The organism is Umezawaea tangerina (assembly GCF_003002815.1).
GTDB classification, from domain to species: domain Bacteria; phylum Actinomycetota; class Actinomycetes; order Mycobacteriales; family Pseudonocardiaceae; genus Umezawaea; species Umezawaea tangerina.
The window spans coordinates 138,905-161,369 of the sequence record NZ_PVTF01000005.1 but is presented as its reverse complement, the minus strand read 5'-3'; the positions used below and the strand labels follow the sequence as shown (position 1 = coordinate 161,369).

The 22,465-nt window shown below is 72.9% G+C and carries 22 protein-coding genes; 14 read left to right on the top strand and 8 right to left on the bottom strand.

Features of this window, described 5'->3' with window-relative positions; translation table 11 throughout:
* The first annotated feature begins 14 nt into the window (after positions 1–14).
* Positions 15–899: a helix-turn-helix transcriptional regulator gene (locus tag CLV43_RS18250; RefSeq protein ID WP_106188419.1), complete on the top strand. Its 885-nt coding sequence runs from the start codon at positions 15–17 to the stop codon at positions 897–899.
* A gap of 86 nt (positions 900–985) precedes the next feature.
* Here CLV43_RS18250 and CLV43_RS18245 read toward each other — a convergent pair whose 3' ends face one another.
* On the bottom strand, positions 986–3,205 hold the full coding sequence (locus CLV43_RS18245) for an alpha/beta fold hydrolase (RefSeq protein ID WP_170155893.1): 2,220 nt from the start codon (positions 3,203–3,205) through the stop codon (positions 986–988).
* A gap of 89 nt (positions 3,206–3,294) precedes the next feature.
* Between CLV43_RS18245 and CLV43_RS18240 the strand changes: the two genes are divergently transcribed.
* Positions 3,295–3,858: a TetR/AcrR family transcriptional regulator gene (locus CLV43_RS18240; protein WP_106188417.1), complete on the top strand. Its 564-nt coding sequence runs from the start codon at positions 3,295–3,297 to the stop codon at positions 3,856–3,858.
* A 39-nt stretch (positions 3,859–3,897) separates the two neighbouring features.
* Here the strand turns inward: CLV43_RS18240 and CLV43_RS18235 are convergent, their stop codons facing one another.
* The gene (locus tag CLV43_RS18235; protein ID WP_106188416.1) at positions 3,898–4,287 is read right to left on the bottom strand and encodes an STAS domain-containing protein; all 390 of its coding nucleotides are present in this window, start codon (positions 4,285–4,287) and stop codon (positions 3,898–3,900) included.
* Positions 4,288–4,514: 227 nt separating this feature from the next.
* On the opposite strand from CLV43_RS18235, the gene CLV43_RS18230 reads away from it, so the two are divergent.
* Positions 4,515–5,081 (top strand): ATP-binding protein, encoded by a 567-nt coding sequence (locus tag CLV43_RS18230; protein ID WP_106188415.1) that lies wholly within the window; start codon positions 4,515–4,517, stop codon positions 5,079–5,081.
* A 12-nt stretch (positions 5,082–5,093) separates the two neighbouring features.
* On the opposite strand, the gene CLV43_RS18225 is transcribed toward CLV43_RS18230, so the two are convergent.
* Together CLV43_RS18225 and CLV43_RS18220 are read right to left on the bottom strand one after the other, a co-directional pair.
* Positions 5,094–5,465: an STAS domain-containing protein gene (locus tag CLV43_RS18225; protein WP_106188414.1), complete on the bottom strand. Its 372-nt coding sequence runs from the start codon at positions 5,463–5,465 to the stop codon at positions 5,094–5,096.
* A gap of 311 nt (positions 5,466–5,776) precedes the next feature.
* Entirely contained in the window at positions 5,777–8,086 is a 2,310-nt protein-coding gene (locus CLV43_RS18220) for an ATP-binding protein (RefSeq protein WP_106188413.1), read from the bottom strand.
* Between the two features lie 77 nt (positions 8,087–8,163).
* On the opposite strand from CLV43_RS18220, the gene CLV43_RS18215 reads away from it, so the two are divergent.
* From CLV43_RS18215 to CLV43_RS18200, 4 genes are all read left to right on the top strand, one after another.
* Complete coding sequence (locus CLV43_RS18215; RefSeq protein ID WP_106188412.1) at positions 8,164–10,089, top strand: PP2C family protein-serine/threonine phosphatase; 1,926 nt, start codon at positions 8,164–8,166, stop codon at positions 10,087–10,089.
* The gene (locus tag CLV43_RS18210) at positions 10,086–10,538 is read left to right on the top strand and encodes a response regulator (protein ID WP_245886633.1); all 453 of its coding nucleotides are present in this window, start codon (positions 10,086–10,088) and stop codon (positions 10,536–10,538) included. Before CLV43_RS18215 ends, CLV43_RS18210 begins: the two co-directional genes overlap by 4 nt.
* 5 nt (positions 10,539–10,543) lie before the next feature.
* Entirely contained in the window at positions 10,544–11,119 is a 576-nt protein-coding gene (locus CLV43_RS18205; RefSeq protein ID WP_170155892.1) for a biliverdin-producing heme oxygenase, read from the top strand.
* Positions 11,120–11,227: 108 nt separating this feature from the next.
* A complete protein-coding gene (locus CLV43_RS18200; RefSeq protein WP_170155891.1) occupies positions 11,228–11,566 on the top strand; it encodes a sigma factor in 339 nt (112 codons plus the stop codon).
* On the opposite strand, the gene CLV43_RS18195 is transcribed toward CLV43_RS18200, so the two are convergent.
* Both CLV43_RS18195 and CLV43_RS18190 read right to left on the bottom strand, forming a co-directional pair.
* Complete coding sequence (locus CLV43_RS18195; protein WP_146174797.1) at positions 11,563–15,135, bottom strand: NACHT and WD repeat domain-containing protein; 3,573 nt, start codon at positions 15,133–15,135, stop codon at positions 11,563–11,565. The two genes, CLV43_RS18200 and CLV43_RS18195, sit on opposite strands and share 4 nt — an antisense overlap.
* A 219-nt stretch (positions 15,136–15,354) precedes the next feature.
* Positions 15,355–16,149, bottom strand: coding sequence for a helix-turn-helix transcriptional regulator (locus CLV43_RS18190; RefSeq protein WP_106188408.1), 795 nt, complete (start codon positions 16,147–16,149; stop codon positions 15,355–15,357).
* A gap of 188 nt (positions 16,150–16,337) precedes the next feature.
* Between CLV43_RS18190 and CLV43_RS18185 the strand changes: the two genes are divergently transcribed.
* On the top strand, positions 16,338–16,697 hold the full coding sequence (locus tag CLV43_RS18185) for a VOC family protein (protein ID WP_106188407.1): 360 nt from the start codon (positions 16,338–16,340) through the stop codon (positions 16,695–16,697).
* 43 nt (positions 16,698–16,740) lie between these two features.
* The gene (locus CLV43_RS18180; protein ID WP_106188406.1) at positions 16,741–17,157 is read left to right on the top strand and encodes an SRPBCC family protein; all 417 of its coding nucleotides are present in this window, start codon (positions 16,741–16,743) and stop codon (positions 17,155–17,157) included.
* Positions 17,158–17,263: 106 nt separating this feature from the next.
* On the opposite strand, the gene CLV43_RS18175 is transcribed toward CLV43_RS18180, so the two are convergent.
* Together CLV43_RS18175 and CLV43_RS18170 are read right to left on the bottom strand one after the other, a co-directional pair.
* A complete protein-coding gene (locus CLV43_RS18175; protein ID WP_211304405.1) occupies positions 17,264–17,725 on the bottom strand; it encodes a VOC family protein in 462 nt (153 codons plus the stop codon).
* Positions 17,726–17,809: 84 nt separating this feature from the next.
* The gene (locus tag CLV43_RS18170) at positions 17,810–18,310 is read right to left on the bottom strand and encodes a cysteine dioxygenase family protein (protein WP_106188405.1); all 501 of its coding nucleotides are present in this window, start codon (positions 18,308–18,310) and stop codon (positions 17,810–17,812) included.
* A 94-nt stretch (positions 18,311–18,404) separates the two neighbouring features.
* On the opposite strand from CLV43_RS18170, the gene CLV43_RS18165 reads away from it, so the two are divergent.
* The 5 genes from CLV43_RS18165 (at position 18,405) to CLV43_RS18145 (ending at position 22,462) form a co-directional block, all read left to right on the top strand.
* A complete protein-coding gene (locus CLV43_RS18165; protein WP_106188404.1) occupies positions 18,405–19,304 on the top strand; it encodes a LysR family transcriptional regulator in 900 nt (299 codons plus the stop codon).
* Between the two features lie 126 nt (positions 19,305–19,430).
* Positions 19,431–19,799 (top strand): YciI family protein, encoded by a 369-nt coding sequence (locus CLV43_RS18160; protein ID WP_106188403.1) that lies wholly within the window; start codon positions 19,431–19,433, stop codon positions 19,797–19,799.
* Positions 19,796–21,031, top strand: a complete 1,236-nt coding sequence (locus CLV43_RS18155) for an RNA polymerase sigma factor (RefSeq protein ID WP_106188402.1) — start codon at positions 19,796–19,798, stop codon at positions 21,029–21,031. The genes CLV43_RS18160 and CLV43_RS18155 overlap by 4 nt, the downstream gene beginning before the upstream one ends.
* Positions 21,032–21,105: 74 nt before the next feature.
* Positions 21,106–21,660, top strand: coding sequence for an EF-hand domain-containing protein (locus tag CLV43_RS18150; protein WP_106188401.1), 555 nt, complete (start codon positions 21,106–21,108; stop codon positions 21,658–21,660).
* Between the two features lie 133 nt (positions 21,661–21,793).
* The gene (locus tag CLV43_RS18145; protein ID WP_106188400.1) at positions 21,794–22,462 is read left to right on the top strand and encodes a phosphatase PAP2 family protein; all 669 of its coding nucleotides are present in this window, start codon (positions 21,794–21,796) and stop codon (positions 22,460–22,462) included.
* Positions 22,463–22,465 lie beyond the last annotated feature (3 nt).

Here is a 22,465-nt window from a genome sequence, read left to right as displayed (position 1 = left end):
CCGATACTGGGCGGATGGACGGTCCAGGCCCGCTCGGCGACTTCCTGCAGGCACTGCGCGCACGGCTGCGCCCGGAGGACGTGGGGCTGCGCGACATCGGGCCCCGGCGGCGCGTGCGCGGGCTGCGCCGCGAGGAGCTCGCGCACCTGGCGGGCGTGAGCGTGTCCTACTACGCCCGCCTGGAACAGGGCCTGTCGCGCGGCGCCTCGGCGGAGGTGCTCGACGCGATCGCCCGCGGTCTGCGGCTCGACGACCACGAACGCGACCACCTCCAACGGCTGGCGGGCGCCACCCGGCGCGCCCCGAAGGTGCGCCGTCCGCGCCCGGAGGTCGTCACCGACGAGACGCGGGACCTGTTGCGCGCGCTGGACGGCGTTCCGGCGCTGGTGCTCGGCAGGCGCACGGATGTGCTGGCGTGGAACGACCTCGCGCATTCGCTGTTCGCGGGCCACGTCCACCGCGAGTCACCGGAGGACGTGGCGAACCGGCCCAACATGAGTCGGATCACCTTCCTCGACCCGCACTGCCGCGAGCTGTACGCGGACTGGGGGCGCAAGGCGCGGGCGGTGGTCGGCAACCTGCGGATCACCGTCGGCAGGCACCCCGATGACCCGCGGCTCGCGGCGCTGATCGGCGAGCTGACGATGCGGAGCCCGGAGTTCGTCGCGCTGTGGGCCGACCACCGGATCACCCCGTGCGACGCCGCCTCCTACGACCTGCGCCACCCCGTGGTCGGCGCGCTGACCGTGACGCAGCAGACGCTCGCGATCGCGCGCTCGCCCGAGCAGAACCTGGTCGTGGTGACCACGGCCGCGGGCTCGCCGTCCGAGGAAGCGCTCGCGCTGCTCCGCCACGCGGGCGCGGCGGTGTCCTCGGTCCAGCGGCAGCTCCACCGCTGAGGAGTGCGCGGCGGTCGCCGAGCACCGGTTCGCAGACGACCGCTTCCAGCTCTGCGGTGAAGCGGTCCACGGGCGTGGGTGCCGCGTCAGAGATCCTTGCTCCGCAACCAGGTTCGGATGGCCTGGACGTGTTCCGCCTTGCGCTCCAGCGGAAGCCAGTGCCCGGCCGGAACACGGGCCACGGTGAGGTCCGCGCAGGCCGCGCGCATCGGGTCGCCCTGGTGGTTCCCGGTGATGGTGCAGATCGCGTCCCACTCGCCGTTGACGAAAAGCACCGGCTGCGACAGGCGACCGCCGTCGGGTGCTCGTCGCGCGTAGGCGGTGTTGGCGTCGTCGTTCGTGTACCACGCTGACGGAGGGCGGAAACCGCGGGCCTGGAACGCCTTCACCAGCACGTCGAAGTCGGCCGGTGGCCAGAGGGCCGGGTCGGGTGAGGCAGGCGGGGCGTGGTGCGCGGTGCCGAAGCGCCCGCCGTCGCGCGTGACCACCGCCGTCGGGGACACCTGGCCGATCGAGGCGGGGTCGCCGGGGCGGTAGACCGAGGCGAGCGTCGCCGCCGGGTCCGCGTCGAGGTCGGCCACCGCGGACTCGAAATGCGTTGTGTAGTAGCGGAAGTAGTCCCATTGCCCGTCCGGGTAGCGGTCGGCCGGGTAGATCGTCCGGTCGACCAGCGGCACGAGCACGGCCAGGCTGTTCGCCTCGGGGAAGTACGCCCACGAGGTCAACACGGCGCCGCGGCAGCGCTCGGGCTCGTGGGCGGCCAACGCGCCGACCACGATGCTGCCCCAGTCGTGGCCGACCCAGATCGCGGCCTCGCCGCCGAGGTGGTCGTGGAGCTCCGCCATGTCCGCCACGACCTCCTCGACGGTGTAGGCGTCCTTGGCCGCGGGGGCGGAGGACCCGCCGTAGCCGCGCAGGTCGGGGGCGACGCAGTGCCAGCCCTCGGCGGCGAACGCGTCCATCTGGGCACGCCACATCAGACCGATTCCCGGCCAACCGTGGAGGAACACCACCAGGGGCCCGTCGGACGGCCCGCACTCGACGTAGTGCGTCGTGTGGCGGGGCGTGCCGAAGGTGCGCGACACCGGCGTCGACCCCACGCCTTCCCGCGGCTCGTTCCCGTCGGTCCGGCGGCGCGCCCGGACGGTCGTCGCGGCCATCGCGATCAGGACCAGCGCGACCTCCACCACCCCGTACACGACAGCCGTCGGCTTGAGCCCGAAGCGCGTGACGGCGAGACCGGCCGCGAGCGCGGGCACGCTGAACGCGAGGTAGCTGACGATGTACATCGTCGCGAACACCTGCCCCCGCTGGGCGGCGGGCGCCGCGTCGCCGAGAGCGTTGACGGCGAACCGGAACGCCGCGCCGAAGCCGACCCCCGCGACCACCGACCCGACCACGTAGAGCGGCAACGCGCTCGTCAGCATCGCCGCGATCGTGACCAGGACCCCTGCCGCGAGCGTCCCGTAGCCGAACCACTCGCGCAGCCGCGGCGGGAGGACCGTCGAGACGACGGTGCCCGCCACCCCCGCGGCGAAGTACACCCCGAGCACGACGCCGACGACGAAGTGGCTGTGCACGTCCAGGACGGTGCCGAGCACCGACGACCCGAGCGACAGGTACAGCCCGGCGAGCGCCCACGTCGCGCAGATCGACGGGACCAGTGCGAGGAAGACGGGCCGCGTGGCCCGCGGGAGCCCGGCGCTGGGCAGGAGCGACCGCCAGACCGGCTCCCGCGCCGCCGACTCGGGCAGGGCGCGTTCGGGAACCGCCCACACGAGCGCCGCGAGCACCAGGTAGACCACGGCGAGGATCCAGAAGACGAGCTCGCGGGGGAACGGCGCGAACTCCACCAGGGCACCGGCGAGGACCGCCCCGATCGCGATCCCCAGCGCCGGGACCGCGCTGCTGACGACCGAGCCGATCCGCGGGTTCGGCGCCGAGTCCATGATCATGGCCGTGGTGGTGCCGGTGGCCGCGCCGACGGCGAAACCCTGCACGACCCGCGCGGCCATCAGACCGCCGGACCCTCCGGCGATCGTGAAGAGCACCATGCCCAGCGCGAGGAGCACCAGGGCCGCGGAGGCGACGGGCCGCCGTCCCACCCGGTCGGAGAGCGAGCCGACGGTGAGCAGGGCGGCGAGCAGCGCGAAGACGTAGACGGCGAAGACGAGCGTCAGCGTGAACGCGGAGAAGCCCCAAAGGCGCTGGTAGACGAGGTAGAGCGGGGACGGTGCCGAGGCGGCCGTCAACGTGGCGGCGCCCGCGGCCCCGGCGACGAGGAACGGGAGTGGACGGTCGAGCACGGCACCTCCAACAAAACGCAATGATCTTTGCTTTAAGCACTGTACGGCAGGATCTTGTTAAAGCAAAGATCTTTGCGTACGGTGGTGGCATGGCCGACCGAGTCGCCGCGAGCCGCCCCGGAGGGCGGAGCGGCCGGGTGCTGACCGCGATCTACACGTCGGTGGGCGAGCTCGTGGGCGAGGGTGCCGACAAGATCAGCTTCCCCGTCATCGCCGAACGGGCCGGGGTCAACCCGACGACGCTGTACCGGCGCTGGGCCGACGTCAACGCGCTCCTGGAGGAGGTCGCGGTCGCCGCGCTGACGCGGGACGGCGAATCCGTCCCCGACACGGGGTCGCTCCAGGAGGACCTGACGCGGTGGGCGGAGATCATCGCCCGCGACATCGCCCGTCCCGAGCGGACCCGGTACCTGCGGGCGATGGTGTCGGCCCGCGTCGAGACCGTGTCGGGCTGCCCAGTCACGGAGAAGCGCGGCGAGCAGGCGTCGGAGGTGGTCCTCCGGGCCCGCGGACGCGGCGAGCCCGCGCCCACGGTCGAACAGGTCCTCGACCACGTCATCGCGCCGCTGTACCACCACGTCGCCTTCGCGCTGCCGGTCGACGACGAGTACGCGCGACGGCTGGTCCGCGACGTGCTGGCGATGGTGCGCTGAGCCGGGTGCCGGAGGTGGCCCCGACCGCCCGGCGGGGGCTCAGTCCTGCCGGAGCGCGTCCAGCGCGTCCCGCAGGTCGTCGTGGAGCGCGAACAACGCGGTCATGCCCAGGATGTTCAGCGAACGGCGGATGTGTTCGGTGACCACCAGGTGCAGGTGGGCGCGGTCGGCGGCGAGGATGTCGCGGACGCGAAGCATCGGCTCCAGGGCCACCGAGCCGAAGAACACCACCCCGGTCAGGTCCAGGACGATCCCGGTCGCGGTGCCGGACCGGGTTCGCGACGCCTCGACCCGGGCGAGCAGCGAGGTGTGCAGCTGCTCGACGGTGTTGATGTCGATGTCGCCGTGGGCGGCCACCACCGGTGAACCGGACGCGTCCTCGCTCGCGAACAGCTGTAGTCGGCCTGCCGTCGAGTCGATCGCGCCCACCGTGGATCCCCTGCCGTTCTGTCGCGCCGGATGCTGGCGGAACGGTACCCCGAGGGCATCTCAGCGTGATGAGTCGGTGGGATCCAGTGACCGTGTGTCACTCGGAAGGATGGCTTTGCGTGACACCGAGCCGAACGGGGTAACCCGGTTCGTCCGGACATCGTTCCCGATGGTGGAATGCACGAGTACGACACGAAATGCCGCCATGGCGGACGAGGAGCGCACCGATGGTCGACTCCGACGCGACGACCGCCTCGCGGCGCACCGTCTGGCCCGCGATCGGCGCCGACACGGCCGCGGGATCGCCGCGAGCCGCGGTCGGGCAGGCGTCGGCACTGGTCCTGTCGTCGACCAGCCAGGTCTACGTCCCGGCCGACGGCACCCGGCGGACGGCGCTGCTCACGATGCCGATCGCCCGCAACGACCTCGCCCTCGTCCGGGAGCGGGTGCGGCTGTCGCTGGCGTGGTGCTCGGCGGAGGTGGTCGGCGACGTGGAGCTGGTGGCCACCGAGCTGATCTCCAACGCCCTGGACCACGCCCGGCTCCCGCACCAGGTGACCATCGCCGGCTACCTGCCGCGCGACTCGGGGTTCACGGGTCCCGGTGCGGTCCAGGGCGAGGTGGTCATCGAGGTCCTCGACGGTTCCCGCGACCTGCCGCCGCTGATCAACCAGTCCACCGCCGGTGCCTACCGGGGGCGCGGGATGCGGCTGGTGCAGACCCTGTCGCGATCCTGGGGCGTGCTGCGGGGCGAGCGCACCAAGACCGTCTGGGCCGCGATGAGCCTGTCCTGACGCGGGCCGTCCTCACGGGCCGAGCTCGGCGCCCAGCAGGTCGTTGACGAAGGTGCGGGCCGCGGACAGGTCCCGGAACATCGTGAGCACCGCGTCCAGCCTGGTCAACGCCAGCGGCAGCAGCACGCAGCGCTGCGCGGCGACCACCGCCAGCCTGCTGTGCACCGCGTCGGCGTGGTGGTGCGCGCGTTCCAGCGCCGAGAGCCCGGCGGCGGAGAGGAACCGCACCGCGGTCAGGTCCGCGATCACCGCCCGCGGTCTCGCGGAGATCGCCAACCCCAAGTCGATCGACAGGTCGGAAGCACCATCCATGTCGAGGTCCCCGCCCGACACGACCACGACGACGTCCTCGGCCGCGGTGGTGGGTGGGGGGACGTTCGTCATCTGTGGACCTCCTGCGTCCGGAGGCACGGCAAGGCGTGGTCGCCGGGGTTGTGGTCCGACACGGGGAACAGGTGCGCCCGCCTGACGGGAATGCCGATCGGTCGTCCGGAACGGTACGGCACCGCACGCCGCGCGGAGCCCGCACACGCCCGCAGCTCTTCAGGCGGAGTGTTCCGGTCCTCGACCCGCCGGTCCGGTCGCGGCGGCGGACGATCCGGAGGACGGTCGGCCCGTCGTGGGACCTGCGGCCCAGGCCCCGCCCGTGGGGCAGGTCGGGTCGCCGTCGCCGCGCGACCCTCGTCGAACGCGCGTCAGCCCTGGTCGGCGGTTCGCGGCAGGGTGAACGCGACGGTGGTGCCGCCACCGGGCGCGGCGTGCAGCGCCACCTGGCCGCCGTGCCGCTCGACGATGCGGTTCACGATCGCCAGGCCGGCCCCGTGACCGCCGCCGTGCGCGTCCCGCTTGTGCAGCCTGCGGAACAGCTTGAGCACCTCGGTGCGGTGCTCGGGCGGGATGCCGATGCCGTTGTCCCGCACGTGCACCTCGTCCTCGCCGACGAGGTGGACCCGCACTGTGCGCGGGTGTTCCTCACGGGCGTACTTCGCGGCGTTCACCAGCAGGTTCACCAGCACCTCGGACAACCTGTCGGGGTCGGCCCACACCCGTTGACCGGCCGCGGGCAGGTCGACCGAGACCTCGCGCTCGGCCAACCGGGGGCCCGCGATCACCAGCGCGCCCTCGACGGCCTCGCGCAGGTCGACCTCGGTGCGCCGCAGCGCGCCGTGGCCCAGCTGGGCGAAGTGCAGCAGCGAGTTGATGAGCTCGTCCATCCGCTGGGCGAGGCGCTGCACGGTGTCCAGCCTGCGGACGGTCGTGTCGTCCAGGTCCTCGGCGTCCTCGCGGATGAACGCCGTCGAGTTGAAGATGCCGCGCAGGGGCTCCTTGAGCTCGTGCGCCGCCACGTGCGCGTACGTGCCCAGGTCGTCGTTCGCGCGGCGCAGCTCGTCGTTCAACGTCGTGAGCCGGGCGTTGTGCCGCAGCACCATCGTGGTGACCGCGCGGCCGAACTCGACGGCGACCGCCTCGTCCGACGAGGTCCACGGCACGCAGCGGCCGCGCACGACGGCCCGGTAGACCGCCGACGACCCGCGCGGCGTGAGGCGTTCGCCGTGGTCGCCGACCCGCACCGGGGTGTTCGGATCCGTCGCCCACGTCCGGCTGGCCCGGCGTTCGGGGCGCACCCACGCGATCAGGTCGCCGCTGCCCGAGTCCAGGGCGAGCACCAGCGCCCCGCTGAGGTGCTCGGCGTGCGCCGCCATGGACGCGTCGTGAGCGGAGAGGTTGTCCGTGCTCCACACCTCACCGGCGGCCAGGTCCGGGACCACGTCCCACAACGCCTCCAGCCCCGGCAGCAGCAGGTCCTCGTCGCGGCCGCTCACGATCGTCGTCTCGCCGTCCAACCGCAGCACCACGGTGTCGGCGTCGATCAGCTCGCGCAGGAGGTCGACACTGGTCGTGACCGACTGGGTGATGTCCGTGTTCAGCTCCGTGACCAGGCGCGACAGCGCGGTCCGCGTGTCGTGGCGGGCCTGCGAGGTCTGCGCCTCCTCCAGCGCGGCGAGCTGCAGGGAGAGCGTGACCCCGAAGAACTCGCAGGCCGCCCGCACCTCCGCGTCCAGGCGCCGGGGCACGACACCGTGGCACGCGATGAGACCCCACAACGAGCCGGAGCGCAGCAACGACACCGACATCGAGGACGCCACGCCGATGTTGCGCAGGTACTCCAGGTGGAACGACGAGACCGTGCGCAACGTGGAGTCGGACAGGTCGAGCGGCGCGCTAGTGCCCGGCAGCACCTGGGGGAGCACCTGGGCCGTCTCGTCGTCCACGTCGTAGATCACGCGGATCCAGTTGCGCTCGTAGAGCCGCCGCGCCTGGGGCGGGATGTCGGTCGCCGGGAACCACAGGCCCAGCCAGGGCTCCAGCCCGTCGGACACCGACTCGGCGATCACCTCGCCGGGACCGGCCTGGCCTTCGAACCGGTAGGCCACCACCCGGTCGTACCCGGTCAGCGCGCGGATCTCCGCCACCGCCGACGCGCACACGTCGACCACGGTCCGCTCGTGCTGGAGCTTGGTCAGCGAGGTGCGCAGGTGCGGGTAGAACTGGGAGAAGCGGAACGCGGTCTCGACCGGGCGCGGCTCGAACTCCAGCACCGTCCGGCCGTCCGCGCGGTACACCGTGACGTCGAAGTTCCCACCGGATCCGGGCAGCGCGAGACTGCACAGCCCGCGGTCGCCGGTCGGAGCGTCGAGCGTGCCGCGAACGGTCGCGACGCCCTCGGCACCGAGCAGGGCCTCGAGGGGGCTGCCGAGCAGCGCCTCGGGCGCGGAGCCCAGCACGGCCGCCGTGTTCGCGCTCGCGACCTCGACCACCCCCGAGTCGTCCGCGGCCAGCAGCGCGCCGTAGGACTGGATGCCGCCCAGCAGGTGGATGGGCTCGGTGAGGCACACCGTCATGTCGAACGACGTCGTGCCCGCCTCCGCCTCGGCCTGCGCCGCGCGGGCCCACTCCGCCCCCAGCTCGTTCGGGGTACCGGGAAGCCGCTGCTCGTCGTGCATACTCGATCCTGCTTCCGGTGGGCTGGTCTCCGTCGCGAAGACCACCGGCGGAGCGCGGAACGGAGGCACCGGGCCACATGATCGCAGGCGATTCGCCGCGCTGGCCGGACCTGCTGCACGCGTTGTGGCGGACGGCGTTCGCCGCGGGGAGCACCAAGGTCTTCGCGAAGGAACTCTACCTGGGGCTCCTGGAGCTCCCGCACGTCCGCGGGGTGCTCGGAGCGCGCATCGGACCGGGTGGCGACGTGCTGGTCGTGCGCTGGGCCGACCACGACCACGGGGTGACGAGCGGCCCGGCGGGACTCGCCGAGGACGTCGCCCCGTGGGTCGCGCGGTCCGCCCGGCTCGCGACCCGCGACGTGGGGCAGGCGAAGGTCGCGGTGCTGGGCGTGGACGAGCTGTCGTCGTTCGCCCCCGGACTGGGCGCCCGCGTGCGGGACGTCGGCGGCACCGCGGTGGTCGCCGCCTCGTTCCGCGCCGCGGCGGGGGACAACGCGCTGATGCTCCTCGGCCTGGCGCAGACCCCTGCGGACGACGAGGTCGCCGGGGCACTGGGCCAGGTCGCCGACGTGGTGATCGCGGCCGACGACCGGATCGCCGACCAGGCGCTGCTCGACAACCGGCTGGCGGCCGACGCGGTGCTGGCGGAGGTCTCGTTGCGGCTGGCCCGGTCGCTGGACGTGGAGGAGACGCTGCGGGCGGTGGTGCGGATGGTGGTGCCCGCGCTCGCCGACGGGGCCGCCGTGCACGTCCACCGCGACGGCGCGCTCGTGCAGATCGCCACCGCCCACGTGGACGCGCGCCGGGAGCGCCTGCTCAACGACCACCTGCTCAACGGCCGGTGGGCCGGGGTGACGTCGAAGGACCACGACGAGAACCTGCCGCAACCATCGCTGCTGCCCGACGACGTCGGCCTGGAGCTGATGACCAGCGCGGTCCTGCGGGCCCGCGGCCGGGTGCTGGGCGTGCTGACGTTCTTCCACCGCGCCGGGGTGCGGCGGACTCCCACGCGGGAGTTCGTGCGGGACATCGCGGCGCGGGCGGCGCTCGCCATCGGCAACGCGACCCTCTACGGCGAGCGACGAGCCGAGGTCGAGGAGCTGCAACTGCACCTCCTGCCCTCCGTGCTGCCCGAGCTGGACGGCATCGAGGTGGCGACCGGGTACAACGTGGGCGGTCACCTGCTCGACGTCGGCGGTGACTTCTACGGGGTCGTGCGGCAGCCGGACGGCCGGTTCACCGCGCTCATCGGCGACGTGTGCGGTCGCGGTGCCGCGGCCGCCGCCGTCACCGGGCTCGCCCGGCACACCGTGGAGACCATCCTGGAAGTGGGTGGGCAGCCGGACGACGCGGTGCGCCTGCTCAACGCCAAGATGCTGCGCAACAAGGTCGGGAAGTTCCTCACCATGGCCACGGTCACCTTCGGCTCCGCCGGCCCCGAGGGGCTGCCGATCCGGTCGCTGACGGCCGGGCACCCGCCCCCGATGATCGTCCGGCGGGACGGCCGGGTCGAGGAGACGACCTGCCGGGGCCAGCTGGTCGGTGTGGTCGCCTCACCCTCGTTGACGCTGGTGGACGACGTCCTGCGGCCCGGTGACTGCGTGGTGTTGTTCACCGACGGGCTGATCGAGGCGCGCGACGGGGCCGGGGCGTTCTTCGGCGACACCGACCTGGAGACGACGCTCGCGGCGCTGCACGACCTGCCGCTGCCCGAGATGGCGGCCGCCCTCGTCGCGGGTGACGGGCGGTACGTGGTGGACGACGACGCGGCGGTGCTGCTGCTCCGGTACCGCGGCCCACGGGTGCTCGACGTGGTGCTGCCCGCCGACCAGGCCCCCGCGGCCGCCCTCGCCGCCGTGCGGTCGTTGGGCGGGAGCGGTGTGCCCGACGAGCTCACCGCGCCGCCGAGCGGGGGAGACGTGGCCGTCACCGTGGACGGGGACGGCTCGTGGACGCGGATCGAGATCCGCGGGGGCGGGCGGACGTGGTGGGAGGTCCTGTGACCCCGGACGCCGAGCAGGTCGTGCTGGTCGTCGAGGACAGCGACGAGGACAGGGAGGCGATCCACCGGGCCCTGTCGCGCTCGCACCCGGAGCTGGTGCTGGAGTTCCTCCCCGACGGCCACCTCGTCGCCGACCGGCTGCGCGACACCGGACTGCCGCGGCCGGTGCTGGTGCTGCTCGACCTGAACATGCCGGGAGCGGACGGCTTCCGGGTGCTGGCCGACATCCGCGCCGACCCGGCCCCGCGGGTGAGGGACGTGATCGTCGTGGTGTTCACCTCGTCGACGACCTCCTCGGACACGGACCGGTCCTACGAGGCGGGAGCGGACAGCTACGTCTACAAGCCGGTGAACTTCGCGCTGTTCAGGACGGTGCTGCAAGGAGCGGTCGAGTACTGGCGCACCAACGGCTACGCGCGGCCGGACGCGCCGGGGGCGGCCGTGCGGTGACCGGGGTGGCGACGTCCCTCCTGCAACACCTGCGCACCGGAACCCGTGCCGCCCACCGCGCGCTGGAGGACGACCTCGGGTTCCTGTCCCGGCTGACCTCGCCGTCGCGCTACGAGGAGGTGCTGGCGGCGTTCCTCGGGTTCCACGAGCCGTTGGAGAAGGCGTTGGAGGCCTCCATCGCGGCGCACCGGCTGCCGTGGGAGCTGCCACCGGGGGCCGACCACCTCGCCGCCGACCTGCTCCGGTCCGGTTGGAGCCCCGCGCGGATCGCGGCGCTCCCGCGGTCGTCCCCACCGGACGTGCGGACACTGCCCGCGCTCGTCGGGTCGCTTTACGTCCTGGAGGGCTCCAGACTCGGTGGTCGGCTGATCACCCGCTGGGTCGGGGACGCGCTCGGTGCGGTGCCGGTGTCCTTCTTCGCGGGCGACGGGGACACCCGGCGGAGGTTCCGGGGGTTCTGCGCGATGGCCGAGGACGCGGTGCTCGCCGAGGACGCGCAGGCCGTCGGCGAGGCGGCGAACTCGCACTTCCTGCTGTTCCAGGAATGGTTGTCCGCAGCGCTCCCGTCCGAAGCCTCCTGACACGGGTCGACGGAGGTCTCGCCGCAGGCCGGGGCCGTTCGTCAGGCACGAGTCCGCCGGCGCCGCGACAATGAGGTGGAGAACGGTCCCACGACGGGAGATGACACCGTGCCGCATGGCCTTCCGGCCCGCCGGACCTCGATCCGAGCCGAGGCCGAGCGGCAGCTGGTCCTGGTCGGAGCGGGTGACCGGGAGGCGTTCTCCGTGCTGTACGACCTGGTGGCACCCTACGTCGTGGCACTCGTCCGGCAGGCGGTGGACAGCGACTCGCAGGTGCGCGACGTCGTCCACGAGGCCTTCCTCGAACTCTGGCGCAAAGCCCCCCGCTACCGGCCCGGCGGGAACGCCATGGCCTGGATCATGCGCGTCGCACTCGACCACGGCGCCGCGGCACGCAGCCGATCCGGCCGTGCCGACGACGTGACCGGGCCGGGCGCGGAGCACTAGGAGCACGGCGGGGCGTACGGCAGTTCCGCGAGGTGGACGTGCCATTGCCGGGCTGTGAGGTTGCCCGCGGCGGCGGTGCAGATCCGCTGGACGTTCCGGTCCGGTTCGGTGTTCCACAGCCGGATGGTCTGATCGGCGCTGCCGCTGGCCAGGGTGCGGCCGTCGGGGCTGAACACGACTGACGTGACGGTGTCCGTGTGCCCCGCGAGGGGGCGACCCGTCGGCGCGACGTCGGTGAGGTGGGAGACGTCCCACAGCCGGACGGTGTCGTCCTTGCCTCCGCTGGCCAGGGTGTGCCCGTCCGGGCTGAACGCCACCGACGTGACGATGCCGGTGTGGCCGGTGAGAGGTGGCCCTGCCGGTGTGGTGCGGGCCGGGTCGGTGGTGTCCCACAGCCGGATCGTCTGGTCGTTGCCACCGCTGGCGAGCAGGTGGCCGTCGGGGCCGAAGGCCAGTGACAGGACGTCGTCGTTGTGGGCGGTGAGGGGTTCGCCGATCGCGGAGGGGTGGGCCGGGTCCGCGGTGTTCCACAGCCGGATCGCCTTGTCGGTGCCGCCGCTGGCCAGGGTGTGGCCGTCGGGGCTGAACACCAGCGACGTGATGATGCCCGCGTGGCCGTCGAGGATGTGCCCGACCGGCGTGGGGTGGGCGGGGTCGGCGACGGTCCACAGCACGATGGTCCCACCGGTCCCGACGCCGGCGAGGGTGTGCCCGTCAGGACTGAACACCAGTGATCGGACAGGGCCCGCGTGGCCGTCGAGGGGGTCGCCGACGGAGGTCGGGCGGGTCGGGTCGGTGGTGTCCAGGAGTCGGATCGTCCCGTCGTTGCCACCACTGGCCAACGTGTGCCCGTCGGGGCTGAGGGCGAGGGACAGGACTCCGTCGGTGTGACCGGTGAGCGGTCGCCCCGTGGGAGTGGGGTGGGTCGGGTCGGTGGTGTCCCACAGCCTTACCGCCTTGTCGGTGCCGCCGCTGGCCAACGTGCGTCCGCCGGGGCCGAACGCCAGCGACGTGACCCCGCCGGTGTGGCCGACCAGCAGCGTGGGAGGCAGGTTCCACACGCGGGTGGTGTTGTCGTAGGAGCCGCTGACCAGGGTGTGCCCGTCGGGGCTGAACGCCACCGACGCGACGGCGCTGGTGTGCCCGGTGAGCGGCGGCCCGATCTGCACCGGCAGAGCCGGGTGGGTGACGTCCCAGAGCCGGATGGTCTGGTCGTTGCCCGCGCTGGCCATGCTGCGTCCGTCGGGGCTGAACGCCACGGAGGTGACGGAACCCCCGTGGTCGGTGAGGGGCTGCCCGATCTGCGCCGGGTGGGTCGGGTCGGTGACGTCCCACAGGCGGATCGTCTCGTCGGTGCCGCCGCTGGCCAACACGTGCCCGTCGGGACTGAACCGCACCGACAGGGCGGCGCCGGAGTGGCCGGTGAGAGGTGCTGCGGTCGGTTCGGGGTGGGTCCGGTCGGTGATGTCCCAGAGCCGGATCTTCTTGTCGTTGCCCGCGGTGACCAGCATGCGCCCATCGGGGCTGAACGTCGCCGACCAGACACCGCCCGTGCTGACGGTGAGGGCGTCGCCGACGGGAGTGGGGTGCGTCGGTGACGCGACGTCCCACAGCCGAACGGTCCGGTCACCGCCGGTGGTGGCCAGGGTGTGCCCGTCCGGGCTGAACGCCGTCGACAGGACGGCGTCACCGTGACCGGTGAGCTGGATGCTCAGCGCCGAGTTCGCATCGGCGATCAGCAGGCTCCGCCCCTCCGTGGTGGGCCGGAGCCGGTAGGCGGTCAGGTCCAGCTGCGCGGCCAGGGACGGGTTGGTGGCGCGCAGCGCGTCGGCTTGCGCGGTGATCCGGCGGAACGTGGCGAGGTCGCGTTGTTCGCCCGCCAGTCGGCGTTGCGCTTCGGCGGTGTCCCGTTGCCGCAGGGCGAAGCCCGCCGACAGCAGGGCGACGACGGTCAGGATCACCAGCGATGCCAGTCCGCCCCGGCGGGCGAGGTCGGCACGACGTCGGTGGCGGAGCGACGCGTCGAGGAAGTCCTGGCAGACCGGGGACAACCTGTCGTCGGGGTGCGCCGTCCTCCAGTCCTGCGCGGTGTGCAAAGGGGTGCCGCGGAGCAGGCGCGCGGTGTCCCTGCCACCGCTGTCCCACGTTTCGGCGGCGTCCTGGACGTCCTGGCGCACCAGGTTGTCCGCGCGGTCGCCGGTGAGCCAGTCCCGCAGTCGCGGCCACGCCCACAACAGCGCCTCGTGGGTGATCTCGACCTCGTCCCGCCGAACGGTCAGCAGCCTGCGCCGGACGAACGTGTCGATCACCTCCCGTGCGGCGGTCCGGTCTCCGCCGCACGCCTCCAGGTCCTGGCGGTTCACCCGCCTCCGCGTGTCCTCGACACCACGCCGGGTGTCGCCCACGGCCACCAACCGCAGGAACACGACCCTGGCCGCTTCCCCGGCGTGCGAGGACAAGCTCGTGAAAGCCTGGTCGGCACTCGCCCCGACCGCCTCCTGGATCCGGCCGGTGGTCCGGTAGCCGGCCACGGTGAGGGTCCTCCCGCCTTGCCGTTGCTGCCACATCGCCCGCAGGGCGTGCGCCAGCAGGGGCAGCCGTCCGACCTCGTACCCACCGGACGCGGCGGCGGTCCCGGTCGTGGAGCCCTGCAGGTCGGCGAGCAGCAGCTCCACCAGGCCGACCTCCAACCTCAGGCCGACCTCGGTCGCGGGACAACGGATCGCCTCCCGGAGGTCCTCGGTCGACATCGGGCCGACGATCACCTGACCGGACTGCAACGCCGCCCGCAGCACCGGATGGCCCGTGCTCGGCGTGTAGAAGTCCGACCGCAGCCCGCAGACCACCACGGCGACCGGCTCGCCGCCGCAGGCCGCCGACAACCGGCCCAGCAGTCCGACGAACGCGTCGCGCACCGCACCGTCGCCGCACAGCGTGAACAGCTCCTCCAGCTGGTCCACGACCAGGACCGCCCTGGCACCCGTTCCGCACCGCGTGCGCAGCGCGTTCCCGACTCGCGCGACCAGCGAACCGGGATCGTCGACCACGAGTTCCCGCACCGCGTCCGCGGTCATCGCGACCAGTGGCGCGACCGCCGCGGCGAGAGCCCCGAGCGGATCCATCGTCGGGGTCAGGTGCAGGCACGGCCACCCGGCCGACGACCGCACCGGCAAGGCGCCCTTGGCGATCGCGGGCAGCAGCCCGGCCCGCAGCACCGACGACTTGCCCGCCCCCGAGGGAGCGACCACCATCACCGGTCCGCCACCGTCCACCCGTTCGGCCACCCGCCGCACCAGCTCCGCGACGACCCTGTCGCGACCGAAGAACCAGCGGGCCTGCTCGGTGGTGAACGGCGCCAGGCCGGGGTAAGGGCATTCCACGTCGACCGCGGCCGATCGGACCCGGTGCGGGCCGTCCTGGAAGTACAGGTTCGTGTCGCCCTGGGTGACCGACAGTTCGGCCGCTTGGAAGACTCCACCGGAGGCGACGAACGACCCCGACACGACATTGGTCACCGCGGGGGCTCCGGTGGCCACGTCGTCCCGCGGCTCGTGTTGTCCAGGAACCATCACCACTCCACCGCCGTCCGGTAGCAGCTCCGCATTCCGAACCGCTCGCACCCGCGGTCGCACCTCGCCGCGGGCAGGTCGACATGCGGCAGCCAAGGTGCGACGAGGTGGATCAGGGGATGGGAATCCACGCAGCCTAAACCCTTGGGGGGGGAACGAGTTCCGCACATGTGCGGTGTTCCCGGCGACGGCACCCGGTGAGGCCGCGGGTGGTCGGGTTCAGGTGAGCAGGGTTCGCAGTGCGGTCGGGGTGTGGCCCAGGTGTTCGCGCGTGGTTCGGCACAGGTGGGCCTGGTCGGCGAAGCCGAGGTCGGAGGCGAGGACGGCGAGGCTGGGTTCGCCAGCTTCGATGCGGTCCAGCGCGCGGGTCACGCGGACGCGGTTGCGGTAGCGGGTCAGCGACACCCCGAGCTCGCGGGTGAAGGCGCGGCTCAGCCGGTACGGAGAGACGGCCAGCAGGGCGGCGAGCGGGACCAGGCCGGCGGCGGCGGGGTGGTCGGCGCCGATCACGGCGCGGGCCTCGGCCACCAGCGTCCGGTCGGCGGCGGTGGTCCGGGTGTCGTCACGGGTGCTGGTGGCGACGGCCGTGGCCACCAGCCGGACCAGTCCTTCGGTCGCGGCGTAGTCGATGTCGGCGGTGCGGGTGGCGGCCAGGAGCCGGCGGTGGGCGAGGTCGAGCCTGCCGTCCACGTACAGCGATGCGCCCACGGGCCGCGGTGCGTCGCCGGTCAGCGTGCGCCACAGCGCGGGTGCCAGGCCGATCGAGGTGCACTTGTCGCCGCCCGCGGGATGGGCGAAGTCCTCCTCCTCACCGGGCATCCCGAGGTAGCCGACGGTGGGGTCGAGGTCCGCGCACGCACCGCGGACCCGGCGGCGGAACCCGCCGCGGCGCACCAGCACCAGCCGCACGTCCTCGCGCGGCCGCTCGCTCGACCAGCCGCGGTGGTCGTCCAGGCAGTCCACCGCCGCGACGGCGAAGCCGGGACCGGTGGCGAGGTCGACGGAGGAGAGCACCCCCGGAGGCTAGTGCGGTGACCGCGATCCTCGGCGGGCATTTCCGGGCCTGGACGAGGGAACTCCCCGGCAAGGGCTCGTGGCCACCGCACTGGCCGGGCGGTCCGGAAGTCCCCGCAAGGATCTTCAAGACCGCCGGGTGCTCGCGGGGCAGGCTTGTGCGCAGCCAACCGAAGGAGTGACCCACCATGTCCGCACTCGCACAGCTCTCCACGGTCGTCCTCGACTGCTCCGACCCCGGACCACTGGCCGAGTTCTACCGCGCCATCACGGGGTGGGAGGTGACCTCCGGCGACGCCGACTGCGTGTACCTGGGTGGCGACGGCGTCCAGCTCGCCCTCGTGCGCGTGGAGGGCCACCGACCACCGAGCTGGCCGGGCCCGGACAAGCAGGCGCACCTGGACTTCCACGTCGCCGACGTCGACGAGGCGGTCGGGCGGCTGCTCGCGCTGGGTGCCACCAAACCAGGGTTCCAGCCGGGGGACGGGCAGTGGGTGGTGCTGGCCGACCCGCAGGGGCACCTGCTGTGCTTGTCTCCCCGCGGGTGACTGGTCCACTGTCCGCACAGCACACCGAACACGGGTAGGAGACATGGCGAGCATCAGCAAGGACGTCCTGATCGAGTCGAGTGCCGAGGACGTGTGGGCGGTGGTCGGCGACTTCGCCACCGGTCCCTCGCGGATGGCGCCGGGCTTCGTGGCCGACACCCGCGTCGAGGCCGACCACCGCGTCGTCACCTTCGCCAACGGCACCGCGGTGCGGGAGCGGCTGGTCACCGTCGACCACGACGCCCGCCGGATCGTCTACTCGGTCGTCGGCGGCAGCGTGGAACCCGACCACGACAACGCCTCGATGCAGGTCGTCGCCGAGGGCGAGCGGCGGTGCCGACTGGTGTGGGTTCGCGATGTCCTTCCGGACGGCCTGGCCGCGCCGATGGCCGAGTCCATGGCGCTCGGCCTGGCCGCCACCAAGCGGGCCTTCGACGACACCCGCGACACGGGGGCGTGACGTCCGCGGTGACCGGTGCCGCCGGTCACCGCGGTCCGGCACGACCGGAGGACGTCGTCGCACAACGGTGCAGCGGATGTCCACTGTGGACCATCGGTTGTCGCGGTCACCCGATCTGCTCGGCCAGTGCGACGAGGATGCCCGCCGGGCCGCGCAGGTAGCAGAGCCGGTAGCTGTTCTCGTACTGCACGAGCTCGCCCAGGAGTTCCGCTCCGTGCGGCCGCAGGCGGTCGACGACGGCGTCCATGTCCTCGACGGCGAACATGACGCGGTGGCCTCCCAGCACGTTCGCCGGAGCGTTCGGGTCTCCTGCCTGGACCGACGGCGAGTGGTACTTGGTCAGCTCGATCCGTCCGTGGCCGTCCGGGGTGCGCATCATCGCGATGTCCGACCGGACTCCCTCGAGCCCGACGAGCCGGTCCACCTCGCTGCCCTCGACGGTCGCCTCGCCCTCCAGCTCCAGTCCGAGCTCGGCGAAGAACGCCTTGGCGGCCGCGAGGTCGTCGACGACGATGGCGATGTTGTCCAGCCGTCGGACCGTCCCGCGTCCAGGGGTGGTGTCGTTCATGGTGCAATCCTTTCAGGGCAAGCGTTCTTCCGTTCGGGTGCGCGGTCGGGCGCGCCCGTGGTCCTCGGTGGAGTGCCGCTCCGCTCAGTCGTAGAAGCGGCGGGCGCTGGAGCCGACGCGGGTGAGGTCGGTGCCGTACACGTGCAGGCTGATGGCGGTCTCGTCGCCGACGTTGCGGATGCGGTGGATGTCGCCGGGCGGCGCGAAGCCGGTGACCTCGCCGGGAGGGTTGTCCCGCGTACCGATGGGGGTGAGCGCCTCGTCGAACAGCTCCTCGTGCTCCACACCCGACAGCACGCCCACGACGCACCAGGTGATGTGGTCGTGGATCCGGGTGGCCTGGCCCGGACGCCAGACCAGGCCGAGGACCGAGAACGCGCCGTCGGGCTCGGCGTGCAGCAGGTGGCCCGCGACCTTGTCGGGCAGACCGAGGCGCTGCTCGGGCGTCAGGACCTCGGGGCCGGGCAGGTGCGCGCGGAGCCGGTCGGCGACCAGCTCCGCGGTGTCCGCCCAGTCGGTCCGCACGTCGATCGCCCGGCGCACCGCCGCGACGAGACCGGTGAGCGTGGTCAGGGAACGGGTCATGGTCCGGTCCTCCTCTTCTCCCGTCCAGCCTCGCCCCACCGGACTTATTCGTCCAATGACAATAGTCGGGCGAACACATGCGTACTCTTGATGCATGCTGGATGTCCTGCGGTTGCGGATCCTCGCGGCGGTCGCCGCGCACGGCTCGGTCACCAAGGCCGCCAAGGAGCTGAACTACTCCCAGCCCGCCGTGAGCCACCACCTGGCCCGGCTGGAGGCCGAGACCGGCGCCAAGCTCGTCCAGCGGGTCGGTCGGGGCATCCGGCTCACCCCGGAGGGGGAGCACCTGGCGCGCCGCGCGGGCGAGATCGTCGGCCGGGTCGACGCCGCCGCCGCCGAGCTGTCCGCGATGGTGGGTCTGCGCACCGGCCGCGTCCGGGTCGCGGGCTTCCAGTCGGCGCTCGCCGCTCTGGTGCCGCACGCCGCGGGCACCCTGCGCGGCGTGCACCCCGGCGTCGAGCTGCACCTGGTCGAGGCCCACCCGCGCGTGGCGCTCGACCTGCTGCGGGCCGGGAAGGTCGACGTCGCGGTCGTCTTCCGCTACGACGAGCCGCCCCCGGCCGACATCCGCGCCGCGCACCTGTTCGACGACCCGGTGTACCTGCTCAGCCTCGAACCCGGCCAGACGCTGGCGGGCAACCGCGACTCCGCCTGGATCGCGGGCTGCGAGAACTGCCGCCGCGAGTTCCTCGACGCCTGCGCCAAGGCGGGCTTCGTCCCACCCGTCGCGTACACCAGCGACGACATCATCGTGCAGCAGGCACTGGTCGCCGCGGGCATGGGCGTGACCACCATGCCGGGGCTGGCGCTGCGCACCCACCACGCGCCGGGGATCGAGGCCAGCCCGCTGGCCGACTTCCGGCGCCACGTCTACCTGGCCACCTACGGCGACCCGCCGGACCCGCCCGCGACCACGGCCTTCATCGCCGCGCTGCACCACGCCGTCGAGCAGACCCGTCCCGGTGAGCCGACCCCTCCGACCCCGGTGGAATGACACGTGACGGCGGTCGCGGAAAACTCGCGGGAAGATGTCCGGCGCGTGGTGTCGTGTCCGCCGGATCGGTGACGACCACCTGGTGAACCCGCCACGAGGGCCGGTTCACCCACCAGGAGGAACGCAGTGAAGTACTTGATCCTGATGCAGGTCGACCCCGCCGTGCTGGAGCGGCTCACCGACGAGCAGCAGACGCTGATCCACGAAGGACACGCCGCGTTCATGGCCACCACCAAGGAGCGCGGCGAGTTCATCGCGACGCAGGCGCTGGCCGACCCCAGCCGGTCGAAGGTCATCCGCAGCTCCGGTGGCCTGCCCGAGGTGACCGACGGGCCGTTCGTCGAGAGCAAGGAGTTCATGGGCGGCTTCTACCTCGTCGACGTCGAGGACGAGGCGCGCGCGGTGGAGCTGGCGAAGCAGATCCCCGACGCGAGCATCCCCGGCCTGGCCCTGGAGCTGCGGCCGGTGATGTTCGCCGACCTGGGGGACGAGTGACCGCTGCGGCCACGCCGGGTGAGGATCTGTGGCGCGAGCTCGCGCGGCAGGTCCTCGCCCGGTTGCTGCGCGCCTACGGCAGCGCCCGGTTCGACCGGTGCGAGGACGCCGTGCAGGAGGCTCTTCTGCAGGCGCACCGGCAGTGGCCGGTGCGGGTCCCCGACGACCCGTTGGGCTGGCTCACCGTGACCGCGCGCCGCCGGTACGCCGACCAGGCCCGCAGCGACGCCCGGCGGCGGGACCGGGAGGCCCGCACCGCCCTGCTGGACCCGCCGGTGGAGGCGGAGGCCGTCCGGACCGACGACTCGCTGCTGGTGCTGCTGCTGTGCTGCCACCCTGCCCTGCCGCGTTCCGGTCAGGTCGCGCTGACCCTGCGCGCGGTCGCCGGGCTGACCACCGCCCAGATCGCCACCGTCCACCAGGTCCCCGAGGCCACCATCGCCCAGCGGATCACGCGGGCCAAGCGCCGCGTCTCCCAGCTCGGCCTGCCGCTCCCGCCGCCCGTTCCCACGCCCGAGCGGATCACCGCCGTGCTCGACGTGCTCTACGTGATGTTCACCGAGGCCCACCACACGACCACGGGCGCACCGCCGCGCGACGCCGACCTCGCCGCAGAGGCGGTGCACCTGACCCGCCTCCTGCTGGACAGCGTCCCCGACTCCACCGAGGTCACCGGTCTGCTGGCCCTGATGCTGCTCACCGAGGCCCGCCACCCGGCACGGGTCGGACCGGACGGGCTCCTCAGGCCGCTCGACGAGCAGGACCGGGCGCTGTGGGACCAGGACCTGGTCAAGGAGGGGGTGGCGCTGGTCGAACGCGCCACCCCCGGTGCCCGGCCCGGCCCGTACCTGCTCCAGGCGTGCATCGCGGCCCTGCACGCCGAGGCCCCCGACACCGCGACCACGGACTGGGCGGAGATCCTGGCCCTCTACCGGCTCCTCGAGCTCGTGACCGGGCACGCCAACCCCACGATCACCCTCAACCGCGTCGTCGCCCAGGCCATGGTCAGCGGCCACGAGGTCGCCCTCGCCCACCTCGACGCGCTGGAGGCCGACCACCCCCACCTCCCCAGGCTCAGCGCCGTCCGCGCGCACCTGCTGGAGCAGGCGGGCCGGACCGGCGAGGCGGCGGACGCCTACCGCCGAGCCGTCGCCACCACCGTCAACCTCGCCGAGCGGCAGCACCTCAGGCACCGCCTGCGCCGCCTCACCGCGACCGGTGACGGTGGCTGAACCGGCTGAACAACACCACACGGGTGGGCGACGTGGGTTGCGCCCACCGCCGGGTCGAACCACAGTGCCTGTGCATGAAGCAGGTGCTGCAGCACAGGATCGACACGACGTTCGCCCACTACGACGTCAACGGCAACGGCGTCATCGAGCTCGCCGACTTCTACGCCCTGGCCGAACGGCTGCTGCAGGCGTTCGGCGAACCCGCCTCCTCGGAACGCGGGCGTGAGCTCATCGAGGCGTACGACGGCTTCTGGGACACCCTCGTCGAGCACTGCGACGCCGACCGCGACGGCAGGATCTCGCCGCAGGACTTCGGGCAGGCGATGGTCCTGGCCTTCGTCGACGGCGGCGCCTTCGACGTGGTGTTCCCCGAGATCGTGGCGTCCCTGCTGGACCTCGCGGACACCAACGGCGACGGCCGGGTCGACGCGGCGGAGTTCTCCGTGCTGCTGAGGGCGCGCGGGCTGAGCGAGGCCGAGTGCGGGCTGGCCTTCACCCACCTGGACACCGACGGCGACGGCGCCATCAGCGTGCAGGAGTACGTCGCGGCCGTGAAGGACTACTACACCAACCCCGCGCGCGACACCCCCGGCAGCTGGCTCTACCCGGCGTCGCTCCAGCCTGCCTGACACCAACGGCGCACCAGGGGTTCGCACTGTCCGGAGAGGATGGCGCGCGTGACGGGCTCGTCGTCGGCGGACTGTGACAGAACGCGGACATGGCGCGCACCGGCTCGCCACACAGCGGGCCGACGATGGGGTCGTGACGCAGAACTCGGTGCTCGACCGGCCGTCCGTCGTTCGTCGGGACGGCCGCAGGTTCCTCGTGGCGGCTTTCGCCTGCCTGCTCGCCCTCGGTCTGACCTGCGTGGTGTTCGTGTGGACGCCGGGCGGGCAGGCGTTCGACGGCGCGTTGCTGCCGATGTCGGAGCGCGGGGCGAGCTACGAGCAGGACTCCGCGCTGCTGGAGCCCGCCAAGGCCGTGCTCTCGGTCTTCGGTGACCGGATGGTGCTCGCCGTGGTGGTGCTGGTCGCCGTGCTGCTGAGCAGGCGGCTGTGGACGGCGGTGGCGGTCGTGGGTGTGGTGGTGGGCTCGGTGGTCGTGACCAGGGTGCTCAAGGAGGTCGTCGTGCGGCCCGACCTGGGTGTGCTGGGGTCGTCCACGCACAACAGCTTCCCCAGCGGGCACGTCGCCGTGGCGACGGCGCTGCTGCTGGCGTTCGCGCTGGTGCTGCCGCCGGTGGCGCGCTGGTGGGTCCTCCTGCCCGGCTCGGTGGCGGTCGTGGTGGTCGCCGCCTCGACGATGGTCACCGGGTGGCACCGGCTCAGCGACCTGGTCGGGGGAGTGCTGGTCGCGGCGGTGCTGTACTGCCTCGCGGCCGCCGCGCCGGCCGACGACCGGGTGGCCGTCCGCCGCCGCGTTCGACGATAGTTG